At 68.7% G+C, this 18,716-nt stretch carries 21 protein-coding genes and 1 pseudogene; 13 read left to right on the top strand and 9 right to left on the bottom strand.

Annotated elements, in window-relative coordinates:
• Window positions 1–139: 139 nt before the first annotated feature.
• Window positions 140–751 (top strand): Rv1733c family protein, encoded by a 612-nt coding sequence (locus EV646_RS19560; protein WP_132150510.1) that lies wholly within the window; start codon window positions 140–142, stop codon window positions 749–751.
• An 88-nt stretch (window positions 752–839) separates the two neighbouring features.
• Here the strand turns inward: EV646_RS19560 and EV646_RS19565 are convergent, their stop codons facing one another.
• Both EV646_RS19565 and EV646_RS19570 read right to left on the bottom strand, forming a co-directional pair.
• Entirely contained in the window at window positions 840–2,591 is a 1,752-nt protein-coding gene (locus EV646_RS19565) for a GAF domain-containing sensor histidine kinase (RefSeq protein ID WP_199237064.1), read from the bottom strand.
• Window positions 2,592–2,660: 69 nt separating this feature from the next.
• Window positions 2,661–3,080, bottom strand: a complete 420-nt coding sequence (locus tag EV646_RS19570) for a pyridoxamine 5'-phosphate oxidase family protein (protein WP_132150512.1) — start codon at window positions 3,078–3,080, stop codon at window positions 2,661–2,663.
• A 68-nt stretch (window positions 3,081–3,148) separates the two neighbouring features.
• Between EV646_RS19570 and EV646_RS19575 the strand changes: the two genes are divergently transcribed.
• A complete protein-coding gene (locus tag EV646_RS19575; RefSeq protein WP_132150514.1) occupies window positions 3,149–3,805 on the top strand; it encodes a response regulator in 657 nt (218 codons plus the stop codon).
• 82 nt (window positions 3,806–3,887) lie between these two features.
• On the opposite strand, the gene EV646_RS19580 is transcribed toward EV646_RS19575, so the two are convergent.
• Both EV646_RS19580 and EV646_RS19585 read right to left on the bottom strand, forming a co-directional pair.
• Window positions 3,888–4,124 carry a hypothetical protein gene (locus EV646_RS19580; protein ID WP_132150516.1) on the bottom strand — a complete coding sequence of 79 codons (237 nt, stop codon included), beginning with the start codon at window positions 4,122–4,124 and terminating at the stop codon, window positions 3,888–3,890.
• Between the two features lie 5 nt (window positions 4,125–4,129).
• The gene (locus EV646_RS19585; RefSeq protein WP_132150518.1) at window positions 4,130–4,930 is read right to left on the bottom strand and encodes an IclR family transcriptional regulator domain-containing protein; all 801 of its coding nucleotides are present in this window, start codon (window positions 4,928–4,930) and stop codon (window positions 4,130–4,132) included.
• Between the two features lie 148 nt (window positions 4,931–5,078).
• Here EV646_RS19585 and EV646_RS19590 point away from each other — a divergent pair, with 148 nt between their 5' ends.
• Window positions 5,079–5,441, top strand: coding sequence for a hypothetical protein (locus EV646_RS19590; RefSeq protein ID WP_199237065.1), 363 nt, complete (start codon window positions 5,079–5,081; stop codon window positions 5,439–5,441).
• Window positions 5,404–6,519 (top strand): lyase family protein, encoded by a 1,116-nt coding sequence (locus tag EV646_RS19595; RefSeq protein ID WP_158290989.1) that lies wholly within the window; start codon window positions 5,404–5,406, stop codon window positions 6,517–6,519. The genes EV646_RS19590 and EV646_RS19595 overlap by 38 nt, the downstream gene beginning before the upstream one ends.
• A 99-nt stretch (window positions 6,520–6,618) precedes the next feature.
• On the opposite strand, the gene EV646_RS19600 is transcribed toward EV646_RS19595, so the two are convergent.
• The gene (locus EV646_RS19600) at window positions 6,619–7,044 is read right to left on the bottom strand and encodes a MarR family winged helix-turn-helix transcriptional regulator (protein ID WP_241996177.1); all 426 of its coding nucleotides are present in this window, start codon (window positions 7,042–7,044) and stop codon (window positions 6,619–6,621) included.
• Window positions 7,045–7,096: 52 nt separating this feature from the next.
• Here EV646_RS19600 and EV646_RS19605 point away from each other — a divergent pair, with 52 nt between their 5' ends.
• The 4 genes and pseudogenes from EV646_RS19605 (at window position 7,097) to EV646_RS40135 (ending at window position 9,106) form a co-directional block, all read left to right on the top strand.
• Window positions 7,097–7,690 carry a TIGR03086 family metal-binding protein gene (locus EV646_RS19605; protein ID WP_132150524.1) on the top strand — a complete coding sequence of 198 codons (594 nt, stop codon included), beginning with the start codon at window positions 7,097–7,099 and terminating at the stop codon, window positions 7,688–7,690.
• Window positions 7,691–7,790: 100 nt separating this feature from the next.
• Window positions 7,791–8,012, top strand: coding sequence for a hypothetical protein (locus EV646_RS19610; protein WP_132150526.1), 222 nt, complete (start codon window positions 7,791–7,793; stop codon window positions 8,010–8,012).
• A 123-nt stretch (window positions 8,013–8,135) separates the two neighbouring features.
• Window positions 8,136–8,519 (top strand): annotated as a pseudogene (locus EV646_RS40990) (alpha/beta hydrolase family protein); the annotation flags it as partial.
• Window positions 8,520–8,590: 71 nt separating this feature from the next.
• Window positions 8,591–9,106: a hypothetical protein gene (locus EV646_RS40135; RefSeq protein WP_241996178.1), complete on the top strand. Its 516-nt coding sequence runs from the start codon at window positions 8,591–8,593 to the stop codon at window positions 9,104–9,106.
• On the opposite strand, the gene EV646_RS19620 is transcribed toward EV646_RS40135, so the two are convergent.
• The 3 genes from EV646_RS19620 to EV646_RS19630 all read right to left on the bottom strand — a co-directional run bounded on the left by EV646_RS19620 (window position 9,065) and on the right by EV646_RS19630 (window position 12,218).
• Entirely contained in the window at window positions 9,065–11,005 is a 1,941-nt protein-coding gene (locus tag EV646_RS19620) for an HNH endonuclease signature motif containing protein (protein WP_132150530.1), read from the bottom strand. The genes EV646_RS40135 and EV646_RS19620 overlap by 42 nt on opposite strands.
• The gene (locus EV646_RS19625) at window positions 10,981–11,160 is read right to left on the bottom strand and encodes a hypothetical protein (RefSeq protein WP_132150532.1); all 180 of its coding nucleotides are present in this window, start codon (window positions 11,158–11,160) and stop codon (window positions 10,981–10,983) included. The genes EV646_RS19620 and EV646_RS19625 overlap by 25 nt, the downstream gene beginning before the upstream one ends.
• A gap of 308 nt (window positions 11,161–11,468) precedes the next feature.
• Window positions 11,469–12,218: a MerR family transcriptional regulator gene (locus EV646_RS19630; RefSeq protein WP_241996179.1), complete on the bottom strand. Its 750-nt coding sequence runs from the start codon at window positions 12,216–12,218 to the stop codon at window positions 11,469–11,471.
• 99 nt (window positions 12,219–12,317) lie between these two features.
• On the opposite strand from EV646_RS19630, the gene EV646_RS19635 reads away from it, so the two are divergent.
• Both EV646_RS19635 and EV646_RS19640 read left to right on the top strand, forming a co-directional pair.
• Complete coding sequence (locus EV646_RS19635; protein ID WP_132150536.1) at window positions 12,318–14,126, top strand: hypothetical protein; 1,809 nt, start codon at window positions 12,318–12,320, stop codon at window positions 14,124–14,126.
• Window positions 14,123–15,052, top strand: coding sequence for an alpha/beta fold hydrolase (locus EV646_RS19640; RefSeq protein ID WP_241996180.1), 930 nt, complete (start codon window positions 14,123–14,125; stop codon window positions 15,050–15,052). The genes EV646_RS19635 and EV646_RS19640 overlap by 4 nt, the downstream gene beginning before the upstream one ends.
• 1 nt (window position 15,053) lies before the next feature.
• Here EV646_RS19640 and EV646_RS19645 read toward each other — a convergent pair whose 3' ends face one another.
• Window positions 15,054–15,464, bottom strand: coding sequence for a CHRD domain-containing protein (locus EV646_RS19645; protein ID WP_132150538.1), 411 nt, complete (start codon window positions 15,462–15,464; stop codon window positions 15,054–15,056).
• A 111-nt stretch (window positions 15,465–15,575) separates the two neighbouring features.
• On the opposite strand from EV646_RS19645, the gene EV646_RS19650 reads away from it, so the two are divergent.
• From EV646_RS19650 to EV646_RS19660, 3 genes are all read left to right on the top strand, one after another.
• Complete coding sequence (locus EV646_RS19650; protein ID WP_132150540.1) at window positions 15,576–16,718, top strand: CaiB/BaiF CoA transferase family protein; 1,143 nt, start codon at window positions 15,576–15,578, stop codon at window positions 16,716–16,718.
• Between the two features lie 179 nt (window positions 16,719–16,897).
• On the top strand, window positions 16,898–18,325 hold the full coding sequence (locus tag EV646_RS19655) for an NAD-dependent malic enzyme (protein ID WP_132150542.1): 1,428 nt from the start codon (window positions 16,898–16,900) through the stop codon (window positions 18,323–18,325).
• On the top strand, window positions 18,322–18,714 hold the full coding sequence (locus EV646_RS19660; protein ID WP_241996181.1) for a VanZ family protein: 393 nt from the start codon (window positions 18,322–18,324) through the stop codon (window positions 18,712–18,714). The genes EV646_RS19655 and EV646_RS19660 overlap by 4 nt, the downstream gene beginning before the upstream one ends.
• Window positions 18,715–18,716 lie beyond the last annotated feature (2 nt).

Raw genomic sequence — 18,716 nt, forward strand, 5'->3', positions numbered from 1 at the left:
CACCTGGCCCGACAGGGCACAAGGTCACATGTCGCCGGGTCCTGCGGTCGTCCTCGCGAGCCGAGGACCTTCGGCCCTGAACAACGTTGTGACGTTGAGGCATTCTGGTCGCAGCGGGGTGTGTATCGAGGGGGTCGTGATGGGTTTCGCGGGGCATCGCAAGGGGGAGTTGTGGGTGCTGATGCAAGCGCGCCGGCTCGGCTTCGGCCGGAGCCCGTTGCGCCGCCGGGTCGACCGGCTGGAGTCGGCGATCGTCTGGGGCGCCGTACTGGCCGCACTGCTGATGATCCCGACCGCGGCCGCGATAGGTACGGCGGTGCGGAACGCGAGCGAGCGGTCAGCGGCCGATCAGCAGGCGGTCCTTACGCAGGTCCGGGCGCAGACACTGGAGAACAGTGAGCCTGTGACCGCCGATGTGCCCGCTTCCTATACGTCACTGGTCAAAGTCGGCTGGACCAATCAGGCCGGCCAGTCGCAGGAGGGCCGGGCCAGTGTGCCGGCTGGGACGAAGCAGGGCACTGAGCTGACGGTCTGGCTCGACAGCTCAGGTGCGATCACCACTTCGCCTCGGCGGCCGGGCGACAGCAAAGCCATCGGTGGTGCGGTGGGACTGAGCGTGGCCATGCTGTCGTGGCTCGTCTTGGCCGGATTGGCCCGGTTGGCCGCCGTACCGTTGAATCGGCGGCGGTACGACGATTGGGCCCGCGAGTGGGAGCTGGTCGCACCGCGCTGGCGCCACCCGCAGAACTGAAGAGGCCGCCGGAGCGAGCGTTGAGGGGCGCGCAACTCCGGTCGGAAGGTGCCGTGCGACTGTGGCCTCACCGGTCGCACGGCACCGACTAACGCTGGGAGTCGATCGGCGCCCGCAGTTCGACGATGGTGCCGTGCGGATGGTTCGCCTCCAGGTGGACAGCGCCACCGAGGGACTCGGCCCGTTCGCTCAGGTTGCGCAGCCCGCTCCGGCGTTCGCCGAAGTTGAGGCCGACACCGTTGTCGGTGATCCGGGTCATCACCTCGGCCGCCGTCACCACCACCTCGACCGTCACCTCGGATGCCTCGGCATGGCGTACGACGTTCGAGAGGGACTCTCGGATCGCCGCCAGGATCTGCGGCCGCACGGTTGCCGGGATGACGCTGTCGAGCGGCCCGGTGCAGGTGAGCTGGGGCCGGAAGCCCAGCGGTTCGGCGTACTCCGCGACCAGGGCCTGGATGTCCGACCGTAGGGAGCTGTGACCGGGCTGCTGATGCAGCTCGAAGATGGCTGCTCGCAGGTCGCGGATGGTCGCGTCGATGTCCTCGACCGCGCGGCCGATGCGTTTCTGGACCTCGGGCTGGACCATGCTGTGCATGCCCTGCAGTTGCAGGCCGGTGGCGAACAGGCGCTGGATGACCAGGTCATGCAGGTCGCGGGCGATCCGGTCCCGGTCCTCGAGGACCGCGAGAATCGCCTGGTCTCGTTGGGCCTGTGCGCGGTCGAGCGCCAGGGTGGCCTGGCCGGCGAACATCTTCACCAGGTCGGTGCCCTGGGTGACGCCGAGGACCGCGCCTCGCTCGGCGGCCACCGCCAGCAGGCCGCCGGGCGTGTGGGTGCCGGCCGGCAGCGCGGCGAGAATGGTGCGCTTGAGCGATTCGATCTCGGGGATGTCCGCCAGGCGGTCCGCCTCCTTGGCCACCTGGGCGATGTCGTCGATGACGACCTGGTGGCTGGCCTGCATGACCGACGTGACGAGCGGCAGATTGGCCGGGAGGTGCCGACCGAGGTACTGCTGGAACTCGGCCGGACCGTCGATCGCCTGGACGACCAGATCGTCACCCGACCTCAGGAAGACGACGCCGACGGCCGAGGCGGACACCTCGCGGGCCCGCCGGGCGATCAGCTGCAGCGCCTCCTGCGGCTCGAAGTCGGTGAGCATCAGCTTGGTGATCTCGGTGGTCACCTCGTACCAGCGCCGCCTGCGCTCGGTGTCGGCGTACAGGCGGGCGTTGTCGATCACCACGCCGGCCGCGGCGGCGAGGGCTGTCACCATCCGCTCGTCGCCCTCGGTGAAGTCGGCTCCGTCGGCCTTCTCGGTCAGGTAGAGGGTGCCGAAGACTCGTTCGCGGGTGCGGATCGGTACGCCGAGGAAGCTCTTCATCGGCGGGTGATTGGGCGGGAAGCCCACCGCGCGCGGGTGTTCGGTCAGGTCGTGCAGCCGGATCGGATCGGGGTGGTCGATCAGCAGGCCGAGCAGTCCGTGGCCGTCCGGGTAAGGGCCGATCGCCGCGATCTGCTCGTCGGTCACTCCATGGACATGGATCCGGGCAAACCGTTTGCGGTCGTACCCGATCACCCCGAGTGCGCCGTACCGCGCGTCGACGAGCTCACAGGCGGCCGTGACGATCCGGTCCAGGGTGCTGGTCAGGTCGAGGTCCGCGCCGATCCCGACGACGGCGTCGAGCAGGGCCCGCAGTCGTTCCTGCGAGTCCATGATCTCGTCGACGCGGCTGAGCAACTCCTGCAGCAGGGCGTCCAGGCGCACTCTGGACAGCCCCGCGAACTTCAGTGCGCCCTCGTCCCAGAATCCCCGCTGGTCCCTCGCAGCCCCTGCCACAACTGCCACAGTACGAGTTGTCGTGCCGGTAGGGAACCGAGTACGACGCGTGTGCGCCTGCCGTCAGTCCTAGCCGGGCAGGCGGCGGCCGGTCAGGGACTCGGTCCCGAGCCGGATCAGCCGCCGGTTCCGCAGCGGCGCCCAGCTGCGCAACGGCATGGTCCGCTCCAGCAGCGCCGCCTCGTCCGGGGCGACCACGGACAGGTGGCCGACCGAGGTCACCGTCCAGCCGAAATGCCGTTCGGCATCGATGTCATCGACCTCAAATGCGACCACGTCGCCGCGTTCGGCGGCCCGGAGTTTCTCCCCGCCACCGGAGGCGAATACGATCGTGTCGCCGTCCAGGCCGAAGTTGACCAGCCGGACGGCCGGTAGCCCGCCTTGGGTGAAGACCAGCCGACCGACGGCGACGGACCGGAGCAGCCGAAGGCACTCGCGTTCGTCCAGGATCTCCAGCCCGGCGGGGTCGAAGCGCTCTACCGGTTGCATCACGGCCTCCCCAGGGTCCGAAGGTCTACGCTGGACGCAGCGGCGATGCGGCCGGTAGGCGAGGTGCGATGGCGATCAGGGTGTTTCTCCTCGACGACCACGAGGTCGTGCGAGTGGGGCTTCGGCAGTTGCTGGAGGCTGAGCCGGACATCGAGGTGGTCGGCGAGGCGTCGACTGCGGCCCAGGCGGTCGCGCGGGTGCCCGCTCTGCAGCCGGATGTCGCCGTACTGGACGTGCGGCTTCCCGATGGCGACGGGATCTCGGTGTGCCGGGAGATCCGGTCGGGGATGGAAGCGCCGCCGGCTTGCCTGATGCTGACGTCGTTCTCCGACGACGAGGCGCTGTTCACCGCGATCATGGCCGGTGCGGCGGGCTACCTGCTGAAGCAGGTCAGCGGGACCGACCTGGTGGGTGCGGTACGGCGGTTGGCCGCCGGCGAATCGTTGCTGGATCCGGCGATGACGAGTGCGGTGCTGGAGCGGTTGCGGCATCCGGCGGACGAGGACGACGACCCGCGGTACAAGTCGCTGACCGAGCAGGAGCGCCGCATCCTCGACGAGATCGCGGCCGGCAAGACCAACCGGCAGATCGCACAGAGCATGTTCCTCGCCGAGAAGACCGTGAAGAACTACGTGTCCGGGCTGCTCCGCAAACTCGACATGGAACGTCGTACCGAAGCAGCCGTGTACGCCGTCGAGCGCGCGAAGCGCCGTCCCCAGGTTTGATCCATCGATCACGGCGCGAGGATGCCTGAGCGGCACACCGCCCAACAAGGGCCGAAAGTCCTGACTCTCACCGCGGCGAAGTCTAGAAGACGCCCCAGGTCGCGCCCGCCACGCCGCCTCGGCTGACGATGGTGTAGCCAGTTCGCTGGACCCAGCTCTGCGCGGCGTTGGCCAGGGCGGGGCGGCCGGAGTTGAGTAGGTCGGTTGCCAGGTTGGGGTTGCCGGTGCAGCCGGACGCCAACCCCCGCCGATCGCATACAGCCAGCGTCGCGAGGGCAACCAGCAGCGTGCGTTCCAGGCCGAGGCGGCGCTCAGCCACAGCCTTCAGCGGGCGGCAGCGCGGCCACTGTGGGGGAGGAGGCGGAGGTCGGCCTCGATGGCGGACGCCGCGTCGAGCAGCTGGGGAACCAGACTCCGGCGGATCGAGTCGACCGAGTTGCGGCTTGCGTGCACGGCGATGTTGATCGCGGCAACCACTGTCCCGGTGTGGTCGCGGACCGGCGCGGCGACGGATCGCAGGCCCTCCTCGAGCTCCTGGTCGACGATCGCGTAGCCCTGGTCGCGGACCTTCCGCAGTTCGGTGCGCAGCCGGCCGGCGGTGGCGATCGTCTTCGCGGTGACCTGGCGCAGGTCGACGCGCTCGAGCCGCAGCTCGATCTCGTCCTCGGGCAGGTTCGCGATCAGCACCCGGCCGACCGAGGTGACATGAGCGGGGAATCGCGTCCCGACGGTGATCGTCACGGTCATGATCCTGCTGGTCGGCACCCGCGTCACGTACACGATGTCGTCGCCGTCGAGCACGCACATCGAGGACGACTCGCGGACCTGCTGGACCAGCCGTTCGAGGTGTGGCTCGGCGATCTCGGGCAGCCCGGTGCTGGACAGGAACGCGTAGCCGAGCTCGAGAATCCGCGGCGTCAGCCGGAACATCCGGCCGTCGCTGGTCACGTAGCCCAGATCGGCGAGGGTGAGCAGGAACCGTCTGGCCGCGGCCCGGGTCAGGTCCGTCGCGCGGGCGACCTCGCTGAGCGTCAGCTCCGGGTGGTCCGCGTCGAAGGCGCGAATGACCGCCAGCCCGCGCTCGAGCGACTGAACGAAGTACGGCTCCCGGGCCGCATCGGTCATCGGTGCTCCTCCCCGATCTGCACTGGTCCCGCTCAGGCTAGTCCTTCCCGCGTCGGCGTGCGCCATAAGAACATCGGTACGCATTCTCGAACAAGTATGGCGACGATCGGAGACCGTCAAACCCTCGTCACGAGCTGTTGACCGGCCGGTGCCGGACCGTCTGCGGGACAACCTCGAGCTGCCGCTCAAGCAGAAGAAGTTGCCGAAGGCACGCATCGGGCGCGAGCCGAGCGTACTGTTGATGGACGAGCCGTTCGCCGCGGTCGGCGCGAGGCCGTCTATCTTGGTCAGCGGGGTGCTGATCCTGTCGTCGTCGCCGACCGTCGTACAGGAACAACTCGTCATCGATCTGCCGGCCGAGCGGGATCAGCTGCACACCCGGGCGGACGCACGGTTCGCGAGCCTGCGTACGCACGTGTACGAGCAGATCCAGGCGGCCAAGTTGGAGACGGTGTCTTTCGATGTTCAGTGCCATGTATTCAACAACCGCGGCGACCGAGGCGACCGATGATCGGGCCTGGTTGCGGGAGATGCTGCGGGTGGAGAATGCCATCGCGGTCGCCGGCGCGGCGGTCGGACGCATCCCACCGGAGTTGGCGAAGGAGATCGAGGCGGCGTGCGAGCCTTCGCGGTTCGATCTCGAGGAGCTGACTCGACGTGCCGTGGCCTCGGCGACTCCCGTCGTACCGCTGGTGCAGGACCTGCGGGCTCTCGTGCCTGCGGCGGCGCAGCCGTATGTCCATCTCGGTGCTACCAGTCAGGATGTTGTCGACACCGCGTTGGTGCTGATTGCGCGGCGGGTCTCCTCGTTGGTGCTTGATGATCTATGGGCGGTGGCTGACGACCTGGCCGAGCTCGCTGATCGTCATCGCGGCACGGTGCAGATCGGGCGGACGTTGCTGCAGCGCGCGGTGCCGACGACCTTCGGAGCGGTCTGTGCGGGCTGGCTGGCGGGGGTGGACGACGCGGCGGTGCGACTGTCTGCTGCCCGCTCTGGGCTTCCTCTGCAGTACGGCGGTCCGGTCGGGCTCGGCGTGGGGACGCAGCTGACGGAGGCTTTGGGGACCGCGTTGGATCTGCCGGTGCCGCCGCTGCCGTGGCACACCCGACGGCAGCCGATCATTGAGGTTGCCACTGCCCTAGCCGGGGTCTGCGGTGCGCTCGCGACCGTTGCTACTGCTGTCGTCCTGCTCGCGCAGAATGAGATCGCTGAGCTGGCGGAAGGTGCGCCGGGTGGTTCGTCGGCGATGCCGCACAAGCGTAATCCGGCGCGATCAGCCCTCGTACTCGCGTGCGCACACCAAGCTCCGGGCTTGGTCGCCGGTCTGCTCGGGAGTCAGCAGGTCGAGCTGCAACGATCGGCCGGTGGCTGGCAGGCGGAGGCGCCGACGCTCACTCAGTTACTGCGACTGACGGCGGCCGCGGCAGCCCACGCCCGCGAACTCGTCGGCTCGCTGCAAGTCGACACCGCGCAAATGCTGGCGAATGCCGGTGACGAGCATGCATCGCAGGATGCCGCCGGGCCGTTGGATGCCACTGGCCTGCTGGTCGACCGTGCCCTGGAGGCCCACCGCGCTGCTCGCCCCTGAGGCGAGTGGCACATCGGAACGCTTGGCTCCGTGGATGGGGAGCTGCTCGCGCTGGTGGGAGGGGCCGCCGAACCGCTTCGGCGCGCGCGGAAACCGAATCTAGCCGCGTTCGTGAAGTGTGCGGAGGATGCGGATAAAGGCCCGGCGGTCCGCGGCGGGGAGTGCTGACAGGAGCTGGTCTTCGCGGGTGCGGATGTCGGAGCGCACGGCCCGGCGGATGCGGGTTCCCTTGGGGGTGATGGAGAGCAGCCGGACGCGGCGGTCGTCCGGGTCCGGGATGCGGGTGATCAGACCGGCGTCCTGTAGCTCGTCGAGGGTGGCGATGATCCGGGTCTTGTCGGCTCCGATCGCCTCCGCGAGGGCGGCCTGGGTGCGGACCGGCGTACCGTCCAATGCGGTCAGGACCGAGTAGCCCCACATCGAGACGCCGTGGTCGGCGAGGATGGGCAGTTCCACCGCGATCAGCTCACGCACCAGCGGATGCAGCATCGCGGCGAGGTCGGGCCGTTCGTCCTCCGCGCTCACGGACAGAAAAGTAGCACTGGTCAGATGATAAGCGCGCGCATATGATCTATGCATGCCTATCGAAAACATCGTTGCCCTCGACGAATGCGCGGTCCGGCACAGCATCGAGCTGGCGGACCGGATCACCGCCGACGACCTGAACAAGCCGACGCCGTGCCGGGCGTGGACGCTGTACGGCCTGCTCGCCCACATGGCCACCCAGCACTACGGCTTCGCGGCCGCCTCCCGAGGCGACGGCGACCTCGAGCGGTGGAAGCTGCTCGAGCTCGGCGACGACCCGGTCGCTGCGTACCGGGATTCCGCCGAGCACGTCCTGGCCGCGTTCGCGGAGGAAGGTGCGGTCGACCGGCTCTTCCCCCTCGCGGAGTTCAGTGCCGACCACAAGTTCCCAGGTCATCAGGCGATCAGCTTCCACTTCATCGACTACGTCGTCCACAGCTGGGACCTGGCGAAGGCACTGGGTACGAACGTCGAGTTCGAGCCGGACGTGGTGGAGGCCGCCCATGAGGTCGCGGCCGTCGTACCCACCGGTGCCCCGCGACTTGTCCCGGGCGCGGCTTTCGCTCCGGACATCCCATGGACGGGCGAAGACCGCCTGGATCAGCTGATCGCCTTCCTCGGCCGCTCACCCGCCTGGCCGAACTGACCGGTTTGCGGCCCGAGGGCCGGGGCACCGGGCGGTAGTGAGAACCAAGAGGTTGCTCAGTGCGCTGTTGCTTGGCGTGGCACTGGTTCTGATGCCCGCTGTGGCTTCAGCGACGACTGTCGCTGACCCGACCCCGACGCCGACACTCGGTTCGACCGAGTCGCCGACCGTCAATCCACCTGGCGCGGGCGACACGGACCCGAGCGACTATCAGGGCGCGACCTGGGTCGTCGGGGCGATCGTGGTCGTCGTCGTACTGGTCGCGGCTGGGACGGTGCTGGTCGTCCGGAGCCGGCGCAAGGACGAGACGCTCAACCGCTGATCAGCTGGGCGAGCCGCTGATCAGCGGTTGAAGCGCGGCCCGTTGCTCCCGGCAACGAAACAGGGCTGGACGCTTCTCAATTCGCTCCGATGACGGTGCCGCCGCAATCGGTTGAATGAGGTCATGCACCTCGACGAGTACACCCGGTACGACGCCACCGGTCTGGCTGAGCTGGTACGCACGCGACAGGCCGCGGTCTGCGGCGCTGGCATGTGCGATCTGATCAGCCTCAGCGGCACCGCAGACGTCGGCGTCGGCATGATGGAGCTGATCTACGGCGGCCTGCCCTGGACCGACCCCGCCGTACTCCGCGCCCAATCGCCGTACGACCACGCTACCAAGGTCAAAACCCCCACCCTCGTCCTCCACGCGGTCAACGACGAACGCAGCCCAGTAGGCCAAGCCGAACAATGGCTCACCGCCCTCCAGGACCGCGGCTTGGAAACCGAACTGGTGCTGTATCCGAAGGCCGACCACCTCTTCCTATGTGCCGGCCGCCCGTCGCACCGCTTCGACTACTCTCAGCGGACCACGTCGCCGCTGAATGGTGGGTCCTGTGGGATGGGACGATCTCGCGTATGTCGTACGACGTGCAGGTGTTCGGGCGGCAGTGGGTTGAGCTGTCGGCCGAGTCCGTCGCCGGAAGTGCAGGGCTTGTCTTTGGCAACGACGGCAGGGTTCTGCGCGGGAAGCGCGCGAATTACCCGTTCACCGTGGACGGGCCGTTCGAGATGGAGGCGGAGGACGTCCCGCCCGAGGTGGTGGCGCACGTCCTCGAGCCGCGGTGGATGTGGACAATCCTCGTCGAGGGAAGTTCCCCGGCCGAGATTCCGCACGCGGTGAAGTTCGCGAAGCGACTGGCAGGAGCGGCGGCTGGGGTGGCGCTGGACCTGCAGACCGGGGAGCTCGTTGCGAAAGTCAACAGCCGGCAACGGTCGCGCCACCGAAGGAGACGCGGATCGATCTGTTCGAGCTGCGTTGGTACGCCTTCGCCTCCGCTGACTGACACATTGCCGGCCGAGCTCCGGGCGGTTCAGCGAGGACGGTACAAGCTAGCTCCCGCTCAAGTGATCCCGACCGCCCTCTGCGACTGACTCGTCCGTAGCGTCGGCGACTGGCGGCACGGGGTGGGTGCCGGTGTGGTCGACGTGGAAGCGGAAGCCGTGCGGGCTGATCCACTCGACGCCGCCGGTGGGCAGCCTGCGGCTCTGCCATCCGCCGAAGGTTTTGGCGCGGTGGTGGAGTCGTCCGAGCGGTATGAGGTTGTCGGGGTCGGTCTGGCCTCGTGGGCCTGGTGGGCCGGTTCGGTCGTAGGGGGTGATGTGGTCTTGGTCCATTCGGGTGGTCGCTTCGGCGGCGCCGTAGGGGAACATGTCCACCGGGTGCCGCAGCCGGACGCGTTCGCGGATCCGGTCGGGGATCTCATAGCTGTGCACATTGACCTGTTCGCGCAGGTCGATGACCGGTTTGACGATGATCTGGTCGTGGCCGAGCAGTTCGCTCAGCTGGTTGAGCAGCAGTGGCCCGAGTTCTTCGACCCGCAGGACACCGTTGCGGGTGGCAAGTGCTTTGTCGGTGAGGTGGACGTAGAGGGTGTGCCGGTTGGGGCGTTGTCCGGTGTCGGCGGCGAGGCCGTGGCTGTAGGCGTGCTGCTTGAGCGCGGCGAGCCGCGCGGGGAGTGAGTCGGCCAGCATCCGCCGCGTGAACGCGTCGTCGGCCGCCTCGTTCCCAGGCAGGCCAGACTGGCCGGTGTTGGCCGCCGTGCCGTGGTCATCCGGGTCGTCCCAGTCCTCCGGGCCCGGATCGTCATCGGGAGCCATCCAGTCCTCCGGGCCATCCCGGTTGTAGGACGCATTCCAGTCGTACGCGTCGCCCCCGTCGTCCGGGACAGCGTCGTCATCCGGCGCAGTCGCGTCGTCCGCCGCATCGCAGTCGTCTGCGTCGTCTGCGTGGTGTGAATCGTCCGGGACGGCGCCATCGTCCGGCCCGATCGAGTCGTGCATGGCGTGGCGGTCGTCCATGTTGTGCCCGTTGTCCCGGTCGGTGTCGTCAGCCGGCTTGGTCCAGTCGCGTGCCGCAGTGCGGTCGTCGCCGCCGTACCCGCGGACCCCGTCGTTCGGGACGGTGTCGTCAGCCGGTGCGGTCCAGTCGCGCCCCGCGGTGCGGTCATGCCCGTCGTCACCGTGGGCGCTATCGCCGTCGTGGTCGTCGTCGTCGTCGTCCAGGACAGTGTCGTCGTCCGGCGGCGGCCAGTCGTCTGGCGCAGGCCGCTCGTCGGGGGCGGCGGCGGGCGGGGCGGCGTCGGTACTGGTTGCAGGGCGGTCGGCGGTAGGCGTGTGAGTGTGCCCGGGGTTGTCTTGAAGGGTGGGGAGGGTGCGGGCGAGATAGCGGGCGACTTGGAGGAGGTGGTGGGCGGCGGCGGGGTCGGCGATCCAGCCGATGGCTTTGGCGCGGCGTTGGTCCAGGGTGTCGGGGTCGCCGAGGATTTTGAGGGCGTGGGCGATGTCGTTGATGGTGGCGTCGAACCGGATGACGTCGCCGGCGGCGGCGCGGACCCAGAACCGTTTGGTGCCGTGGTCGTCGGAGGGGCCGACGTAGACGCCGCGGGCTTTGGCGACGGCCTCGGCGTGGGCCCTGGCCAGGTCGGGGTCGGCCTCCCACATGGCGGCCTTCACGATGGTGGCGAGCTTGGTCGGGGTGACGGTGTTGACGATGCCGACGACGCGGCGGTCGACGATCGCGGCCGCCTCCAGCGACAGCGACAGGCAGGCGTGGGCGATCTTGCGGGCCCGCCACGCGACCGCGTTCCCGGCCAGCACGGCGGCCCAGATCCTGGGCAGCCGGTGCCGCAGGGCGAGGGCTTCGCCGATGAAGGAGGCGGCCGCGCCGGTGGACATCCGGGTCACGGCGCCGAACTCGACCGGGGCGAACTCGGCCACACCCGGGCAGCCGTCACCGCCGTACACCTTCAATCGTTCGGTGCCGGGCAGCACCTCGCCGCTGTCGTAGTTGACGACGGCGTGGCGGTCGGCGAAGGCGAGCGCGGCCTCGAGGAGCCGTACCGCGGCGTGTTCTTGGACGTCGACGAATGCGCCGCGGCGACCAGCAGGTCCGCGGTGTCGAGCTCATCCAGGTCATCGTCGAACATGTATCCGAGCATACGTTCGATTGCAGCCAAGAACAAGCCACCCCAAGGTCGGAATCCCCTTATCCACAAGGGGAAACGTCACATTCGGCCAGTGGTAAAAGGTGGTAGGCGACTGAGGTCTGGCCGCGAGCGCGTCGAGCATGGGTCGAGTCGGGCCTGGTCCTGGCAGCGTTCGGGTGGCCCGCTTCGCCGGCTTCGGCAGCTTTGTCGCCATGGATGGCCTGGTGGTGACGGGAGATGCCGCGCGGACGGCGCAGGACATCGCCGATTCCGAGGGCTTGTTCCGGGTGGCAGTCGCCAGCCTAAGGTCAGCCGGTGGAGGGGAGGGTTTTGGGGGGTAGGCCCAGTTCTTGGGAGGCGACTGTTTCTATTTCGCGGGCCATGGATTCGCGGAAGGCGGCGACTAGGGCTTGGCCGGCCAGGGGGATGATGTTTTCCAGGGTGCGCTGGATTTCAGGCCAGCCGTCGGCGGGGAGGCCGGCGTCGGCGAACTGGCGCCAGACGGTGCTGCGGAAGAGTTCGACGTAGGTCTTGGCGACCGCGTCGGCCTGGGCGAAGAGCTTGGGCAGCAGCTCGAGGATCGCCTGGATCGGGACGCCGAGTTTGATCACCTCGAGGCCGGTGCGGAGCAGGTCCGGGTTCGGGATTCGCAGCCGGCCGTCGTCCTGCCGCTCGGCGATCCCCAGCTCGACCAGCCGCGCGATCACCGCCGGATCATGCGGTACGCCGGCCCGCTCGGCCAGCTGGCGCTCGTCCAGGACCTCCGGCTCCGACGGCGTCCACGGGTTCACCAGCGTCTCGAAGACACCCAGCGCCATCGCGCCATCCGGCAGTTCGGCCATCATCCGCTCGACCGCGGCCAGCGTGTACCCCTTGGCGAGCAGCTCGCGTACGAGCGTCAACCGCGCCACGTGTTCGGGACCGTAGTACCCGGTCCGGCCGGCGAGTCGCGGCGGTGGGATCAGGCCGCGCCCGGCGTACGCCCGGACGTTGCGGACGGTCATGCCCACCTTGGCGGCGAGCTGGTCGACCGTGAGCTCCTCGTCGTGTGCGTCCACCCTTGACAGTCTTCCAGACTCAACGTTACATAGACGATGTAACATCAAGCGTGGTGTATAGCCAATGCAAAAAGTAGCCAATGCGAAGGAGCACCCACGATGGCGGTCCCGTTGGCAACCACCGGTACGGCGACATTCGGTCAGATCGCGATCGTCACCGGCCTCGTCTCGGTGCTGTACCTCGCGCTCGCCGTACTCCTGTGGCGGGAACGCACCGGCCGGCTGACGCTGGTAGGACGGCTTGCGGACACCATCGGGAGACTGGACGGAGTCCCCCGATGGGCCGCGCTGACGCCGTACCTGCATGCCATCTCGCTGCTCACCTGCGCGTTCGGCGTCTGGTGGGACATCGCGGTCCACATCGGCAACGGCCGCGACACTGGCCCGTTCGGAACGCCCGCGCATTACCCGATCTTCTTCGGCATCCTCGGCGTGATCGTGTCCGGCGTACTGCCGATCGCGCTTGCCCGCAAGCCGTTGCCGGCTCGCAGGATCAAGCTGACCAAAGGCTGGCGGATCCCATCCAGCGCAGCGCTCGTCACGGTATGCGGCACGTTCGCCCTGGTCGGCTTCCCACTCGACGACGTCTGGCACCGGATGTTCGGCGAGGACGTGACGCTGTGGGGTCCGACCCACCTGCTGATGATCGGCGGAGTCGTGTTCTCGATCTTCGGCCGACTGCTCGCACTGGCCGAAGTCGAGCAGCTCATCGGTCTGACCAAGCGGCGCCTGTTCCAGGAGATCGTGTCCGTCGGCGCGCTTCTGATCGCCTGGGATCTGCTCAGTGCCGAGTTCGGATACGGCGTGCCGCAGTTCCCGCTGATCCTGCAGCCGATCCTGATCGCCTTCGGTGCCGCGCTCGCCTTCACCGTCGTCAGGGCGCGGCGTGGCCCTGGTACGACGTTTGCGGCGCTGGCGGTCTACCTGGTGATCCGGGGCGCGATCGCCTGGGCGGTGGACCACCCGCTGAACGAGATCGTCGGCCACTTCCCCTTGCTGATCGTCGAAGCCGTCCTCGTCGAGGCGGTCGCGTTTGCCCTGGGCAACAAGAGCCGCTTCCGCCTCGGCGCGGTCTCCGGCGTCCTGATCGGCACAGTCGGTGTCGTCGCGGAGTACGCCTGGAGCCACCTCTGGATGCCGATCCCGTGGCCGTCGTCGATGCTCCCGTCAGCCATCGGGTACGGCGTACTCGCCGGAACCGGAGCTGGAGTCGTAGGAGCCTGGCTCGCGACCCGGTACGCCGAAGTCGCCGGCGAGGAGCGGGCCCTCGGGATCCGGCGCCTCCGCCGTACGCACCAACTCGGGGCGGTCGGGCTGATCGCCGTACTCGGGACGGTGTTCTTCTGTGTGCCGCGGTCGGCTGAGCCGGGCGTGAGTGCGACCGTGTCGTTGGAGCGGGTGGCCACGGGGGCCGAGCCGACGGCGTACGTCGCGGTCAAGCTGCAACCGGCCGATGCCGCCGGGGGTGCGCGGTGGTTCGAGGCGATGGCGTGGCAGGGCGGCGGGTTCGTGACGCACCGGATGGTGAAGGTTGCCGACGGCACCTACCGGTCGGCGGACGCGCTGCCGATGTACGGCAAGTGGAAGTCGATGATCCGGCTGCATCAGGGGCAGCGGGACCTCAAGGCGATGTGGGTCTACGCGCCGGAGGACCCGGCGATCGAGCGGCCCGCCGTGCAGGTGTCGGACGGGCAGACGATGGACTTCATCAACGAGCAACAGGTCCTGCGCCGTGAGGAACGAACGGACGTGCCACGATGGATGTGGAACGGCGGCTACGCGTTGCTCGGAGTGGTCGGGCTGCTCGAGCTCGCCGGCATCGCGTGGCTGGTCGGCCGCGGGGCCCGGGGCGGGCGGCTGCGGGCCGCACATCTGGCAGCCGGTGAGCGTGAACGGGAGATTGCGTGACGATCCAGGCGGAACGGACCGGCGTGACGGCGTCGGACGGCGTACGGCTGAATGTCGAGACCTCTGGACCCGCCGACGCGCCCGTGACGGTGCTGCTGGTCCATGGGTGGACCTGCTCGACGCGGTCGTGGCACAACCAGGTCGAAGGACTGCCGCGGATCCTGGGATCGGACGCCGTGCGCGTCGTGTCCTATGACCACCGCGGTCACGGCCGGTCGGATGCGGCGCCGGCCGGGACGATGCGGATCGAGCAGCTCGCCGACGATGTCGTCACGGTGCTCGACAACGTCGTGGGCGACGGCCCGGTGGTGTACGCCGGTCATTCGATGGGCGGCATGACGTTGATGGCGCTCGCGGACCAACGGCCGGAGCTGTTCGGTCCTAGGATCGCGGCTGCCGCCTTGGTGAGTACGACGTGCGGGCCGACGTCCTCGGGGGCTCTCGGCATGCCCCAGCGGTTCGACGCGGCGACAGCCGTAGTCGCGCCGCGGGCCGTGAACCTCGTCGGTACGCGCGTCGATCGCCGGATCCAGCGTGGGCGGGCAACCCGGCTCGAGCTGGCCTCGGCCCGGCTGCAGCGGCCCGCTCTGCGCCGGATGATCTTCGGAAAGAAGGCCGATCCCGCCGAGGTGGACCTGTTCCTCGAGGACCTGGCCGTCGTCCCCGGACCGTCGTACGGCGGCTTCTTCGAGGCGATCCTCCGCCACGATCTCGGGCACGCGCTGAAGGTTCTCGACCAGCTCCCGGTCGAGATCATGCATGGCACCCGCGACCGCCTGCTCCCGCCTCGGCACGCCAACCGGATGGCCGCCCAGCTCCCGACCGCCCGGCTGTGGATGTACCCCGGCGCCGGTCACATGCTCATGCAGGAGCGGCCCAGGGACGTCACCCACCGACTGGCGTCCCTGGCCCGCAAGGTCCTTTGACCTACTTCAGCTGACCGCGGATGGCGCCGCCGGGGAAGGTCGCCGTGTGGATGTTGACGTAGTAGGCCTTCGGGTCGGCGCTGATGCCGGTGGCCACGTTTTCCGGGATCGTATTACAGCCGGACGATGGTGACGTGGTGAGCGCCAGCGGGATGACGACCGGACCGGCGATGTGGCGCGGGGCGAGGTGGACGTGTGCGGCGGTCGGGGGCTCGAGGTTCTCCCAGCTGAGAGTCCAGCAGAAGGTGGTGCCCTCGAGCGTGTAAGTGAAGAACCCGTGGCCGTCGTCATCGGCGGCCGCGACCTCTTGTTCACCGTTGAGCGGGATGGCGGGTGCCGCGGACGCGGCCGGGACGCCGACCACGCTGAGTGCCAGGATTCCGGCGGCAGCGGCGACGGAACGTAGGGACATGATCCCCTCCTAGGATTGAGGCTCCTCTCCGGTACACGGACAAAAGCCGGGACCGGTTCAGATGAGAATCGCGTCACGGCTGGGAGGCGCGATCTCGCCTAGGGTGACGGCGTGCAGAACCTTCTCTCGGACGTCGTTGTCGTCGATCTGACCCGGGCCCTGGCCGGGCCGCATGCCGCGATGATGCTGGGGGATCTCGGCGCGCGGGTGATCAAGGTGGAGACCCCTGCCGGCGGGGATGACAGCCGTGGTTGGGGGCCGCCATTCGTCGAGGGCGAGTCGACGTACTTCCTGTCGGCCAACCGGAACAAGGAGTCGGTGACGGCTGACCTCAAGTCCGCCGACGGCAAAGCCTTCCTGACCAAGCTGATCGCCAGGGCGGACGTCCTGATCGAGAACTTCCGGCCGGGGGTGCTGGATCGGCTGGGGTTTTCCGTCGAGCGACTGCACGAGCTGAACCCAGGGTTGGTGGTGCTGTCGATCACCGGCTTCGGGCACGACGGCCCGGATGGTGGGCGGGCTGGCTACGACCAGATCGCGCAGGGCGAGGGCGGTCTGATGAGCATCACCGGCGCGGTCGAGCCGACGAAGGTCGGCGTACCGATCGCCGATCTGCTCGCCGGGATGTACGGCGCCTATGGTGCGCTGGCGGCTTTGCACGAACGGTCCATCACCGGCAAGGGCCGCGTCGTACGAACGAGCCTGCTGGCGTCGGTGGTCGGCGTACATGCGTTCCACGGCACGAAATGGACGGTGGCGGGTGAGTTGCCCGAGCGTGTTGGCAACCACCATGCGCAGATTGCGCCGTACGGGCTGTATCGCACGCAGGACGACATCGTGCAGGTGGCGGTCGGGAGCGAGGGGCAGTGGCGGACGTTCGCGCCGATCGTCGGGCTGGATCCGCTGGACGAACGCTTCGCGGTCAACTCGGCCCGAGTCGCGCATCGCGATGAGCTGACGGCCGCCATCGAGGCGGAGTTCTCCAAGGAATCCGCCGATGTGTGGCTGGAAAGGCTTGCGGAGAAGGGGATTCCGGCCGGCAAGGTGCGCGACTTCCAGCAGGTCTACGAGTGGGAGCAGACGCTGTCACAGGGCTTGCTGATCGATGTCGACCACCCGACGCTCGGGCGCATCCAGCTGCCCGGACCGCCGCTGCGCTTCGACGACCAGCCGTACGCCGGCGCCCGCGAAACCAACCTCCCGCCACCACGCCTCGGTGAGCACAACGAGTCGGTCAGAGCCTGGCTGGAGTAGTCAGCGGAGCGATGCCTCGAACGCGGCGAAGATCAACGCGGATGGGAACTGGCCCGTTCGAGCAGCCGGGCACCAGGCTCATGAACGGCCTGGAGGGGTAATGGATTACCCAGCGGTCTGCTGTGCACTTTAAGAACGTAACCCCCGGGCCTTACCAGTCACATGAGAGGATCACCCGCGTGACTGCCTTGCCGAGTGTTTCGTACTCCATCACCGTTCGCCTCGAGGTGCCCGCGGGCGGCTCGACGGTGAGCAAACTGACGACCGCGGTCGAGCAGGCCGGCGGACTCGTCACCGCACTCGACGTCACCGCGTCCGGCCACGAGCGGCTGCGGATCGACGTCACCTGCGCCGCTGCCGACACCGAGCACGCCGGCCGGCTGGTCGAGGCGATGCGCGCCGTCCCCGGGGTCGACATCGGCCGGGTCTCGGACCGGACCTTCCTGATGCACCTCGGCGGCAAGATCTCGATGGAGGCCAAGCACCCGATCCGCAACCGCGACGACCTTTCGATGATCTACACGCCGGGCGTCGCGCGGGTCTGCCTGGCGATCGCGGCCAATCCCGACGACGCCCGCCGGCTGACCATCAAGCGCAACACCGTCGCGGTCGTCACCGACGGTTCCGCCGTACTGGGGCTGGGCAACCTCGGCCCGAAGGCCGCGCTGCCGGTGATGGAGGGCAAGGCGGCGCTGTTCAAGCGGTTCGCCGGGATCGACGCCTGGCCGCTGTGCCTGGACACCCAGGACCCGGACGAGATCGTCCAGATCGTCAAGGCGATCGCGCCCGGCTTCGCGGGCATCAACCTGGAGGACATCTCCGCGCCGCGCTGCTTCGAGATCGAGGCGAAGCTGCGCGAGGAGCTCGACATCCCGGTCTTCCACGACGACCAGCACGGTACGGCGATCGTCGTACTGGGCGCTCTCTACAACGCGCTGCGCGTGGTCGGCAAGGACATCAGCAACGTGCGGGTGGTGCTGTCCGGTGCCGGTGCGGCCGGTACGGCGATCCTGAAGCTGCTGCTCGCGGCCGGGGTGAAGGACACGGTGGTCGCCGACATCGCCGGCGTCATCCACCTGGACCGCGACGGCCTGTCGCCGGAGCTGCGCTGGATCGCGGAGAACACCAACGCGGCCAAGTACAGCGGCGACCTGAAGGGCGCGCTGGCCGGGGCGGACGTGTTCATCGGGGTGTCGGCGCCGAACATCCTGACCGGCGCGGACATCGCGACCATGAACGACAACGCGATCGTGTTCGCGCTGGCCAACCCGGTGCCGGAGGTCGACCCCGCCGAGGCCGGCGAGCACGCGGCGGTGGTGGCGACCGGCCGCAGCGACTTCCCGAACCAGATCAACAACGTGCTGGTCTTCCCGGGCGTATTCCGCGGCCTGCTCGACGCCCAGTCGTCGAAGGTGTCGATCGAGATGGAGCTGGCGGCCGCGAAGGCGCTGGCCGGCGTCGTCACCGACGACGAGCTGAACGCGACGTACATCGTGCCGAGCGTGTTCCACCCCGAGGTGCACACCATGGTCGCGCACGCCGTACGGGATGCGGCCGGTGGCAAGGCGCCGGCGCACGAGACCTACCCGGACGACTCGCCGGCGTGACGGTTTCGGCGGCGGGGGCGACCAGCTCGAAGCTGAAGGTCTGGTTGTGGCGGATCGCGTTCGTCGCGGCCGTGGCCCTGCAGTTGTACGGTGCTTACGCGCCGAGGGAGGCGGGTCCGCAGGTCGGGATCCCGCAGGTGGACAAGCTTGCCCACCTGTTTCTGTTCGGGTCGGTCGCGTTCCTCGGGCTGAAGGTGCGGGTGCCGGCGCGCTGGTTGCTGGGAACGCTGGTCGCGAACGCGATCGTCAGTGAGCTGGTGCAGTACTGGCTGCTGCCGCAGCGCGACGGGGATCCGTTCGACGTACTGGCCGACCTGGCTGGGGTGGCGCTGGGTGCCTGGTTAGGTTTCCGCGTGCTCCGTGGTACTCCGTTGCGGGGCACGACATGATG

This window comes from Kribbella antiqua, assembly GCF_004345665.1.
Lineage (GTDB): Bacteria > Actinomycetota > Actinomycetes > Propionibacteriales > Kribbellaceae > Kribbella > Kribbella antiqua.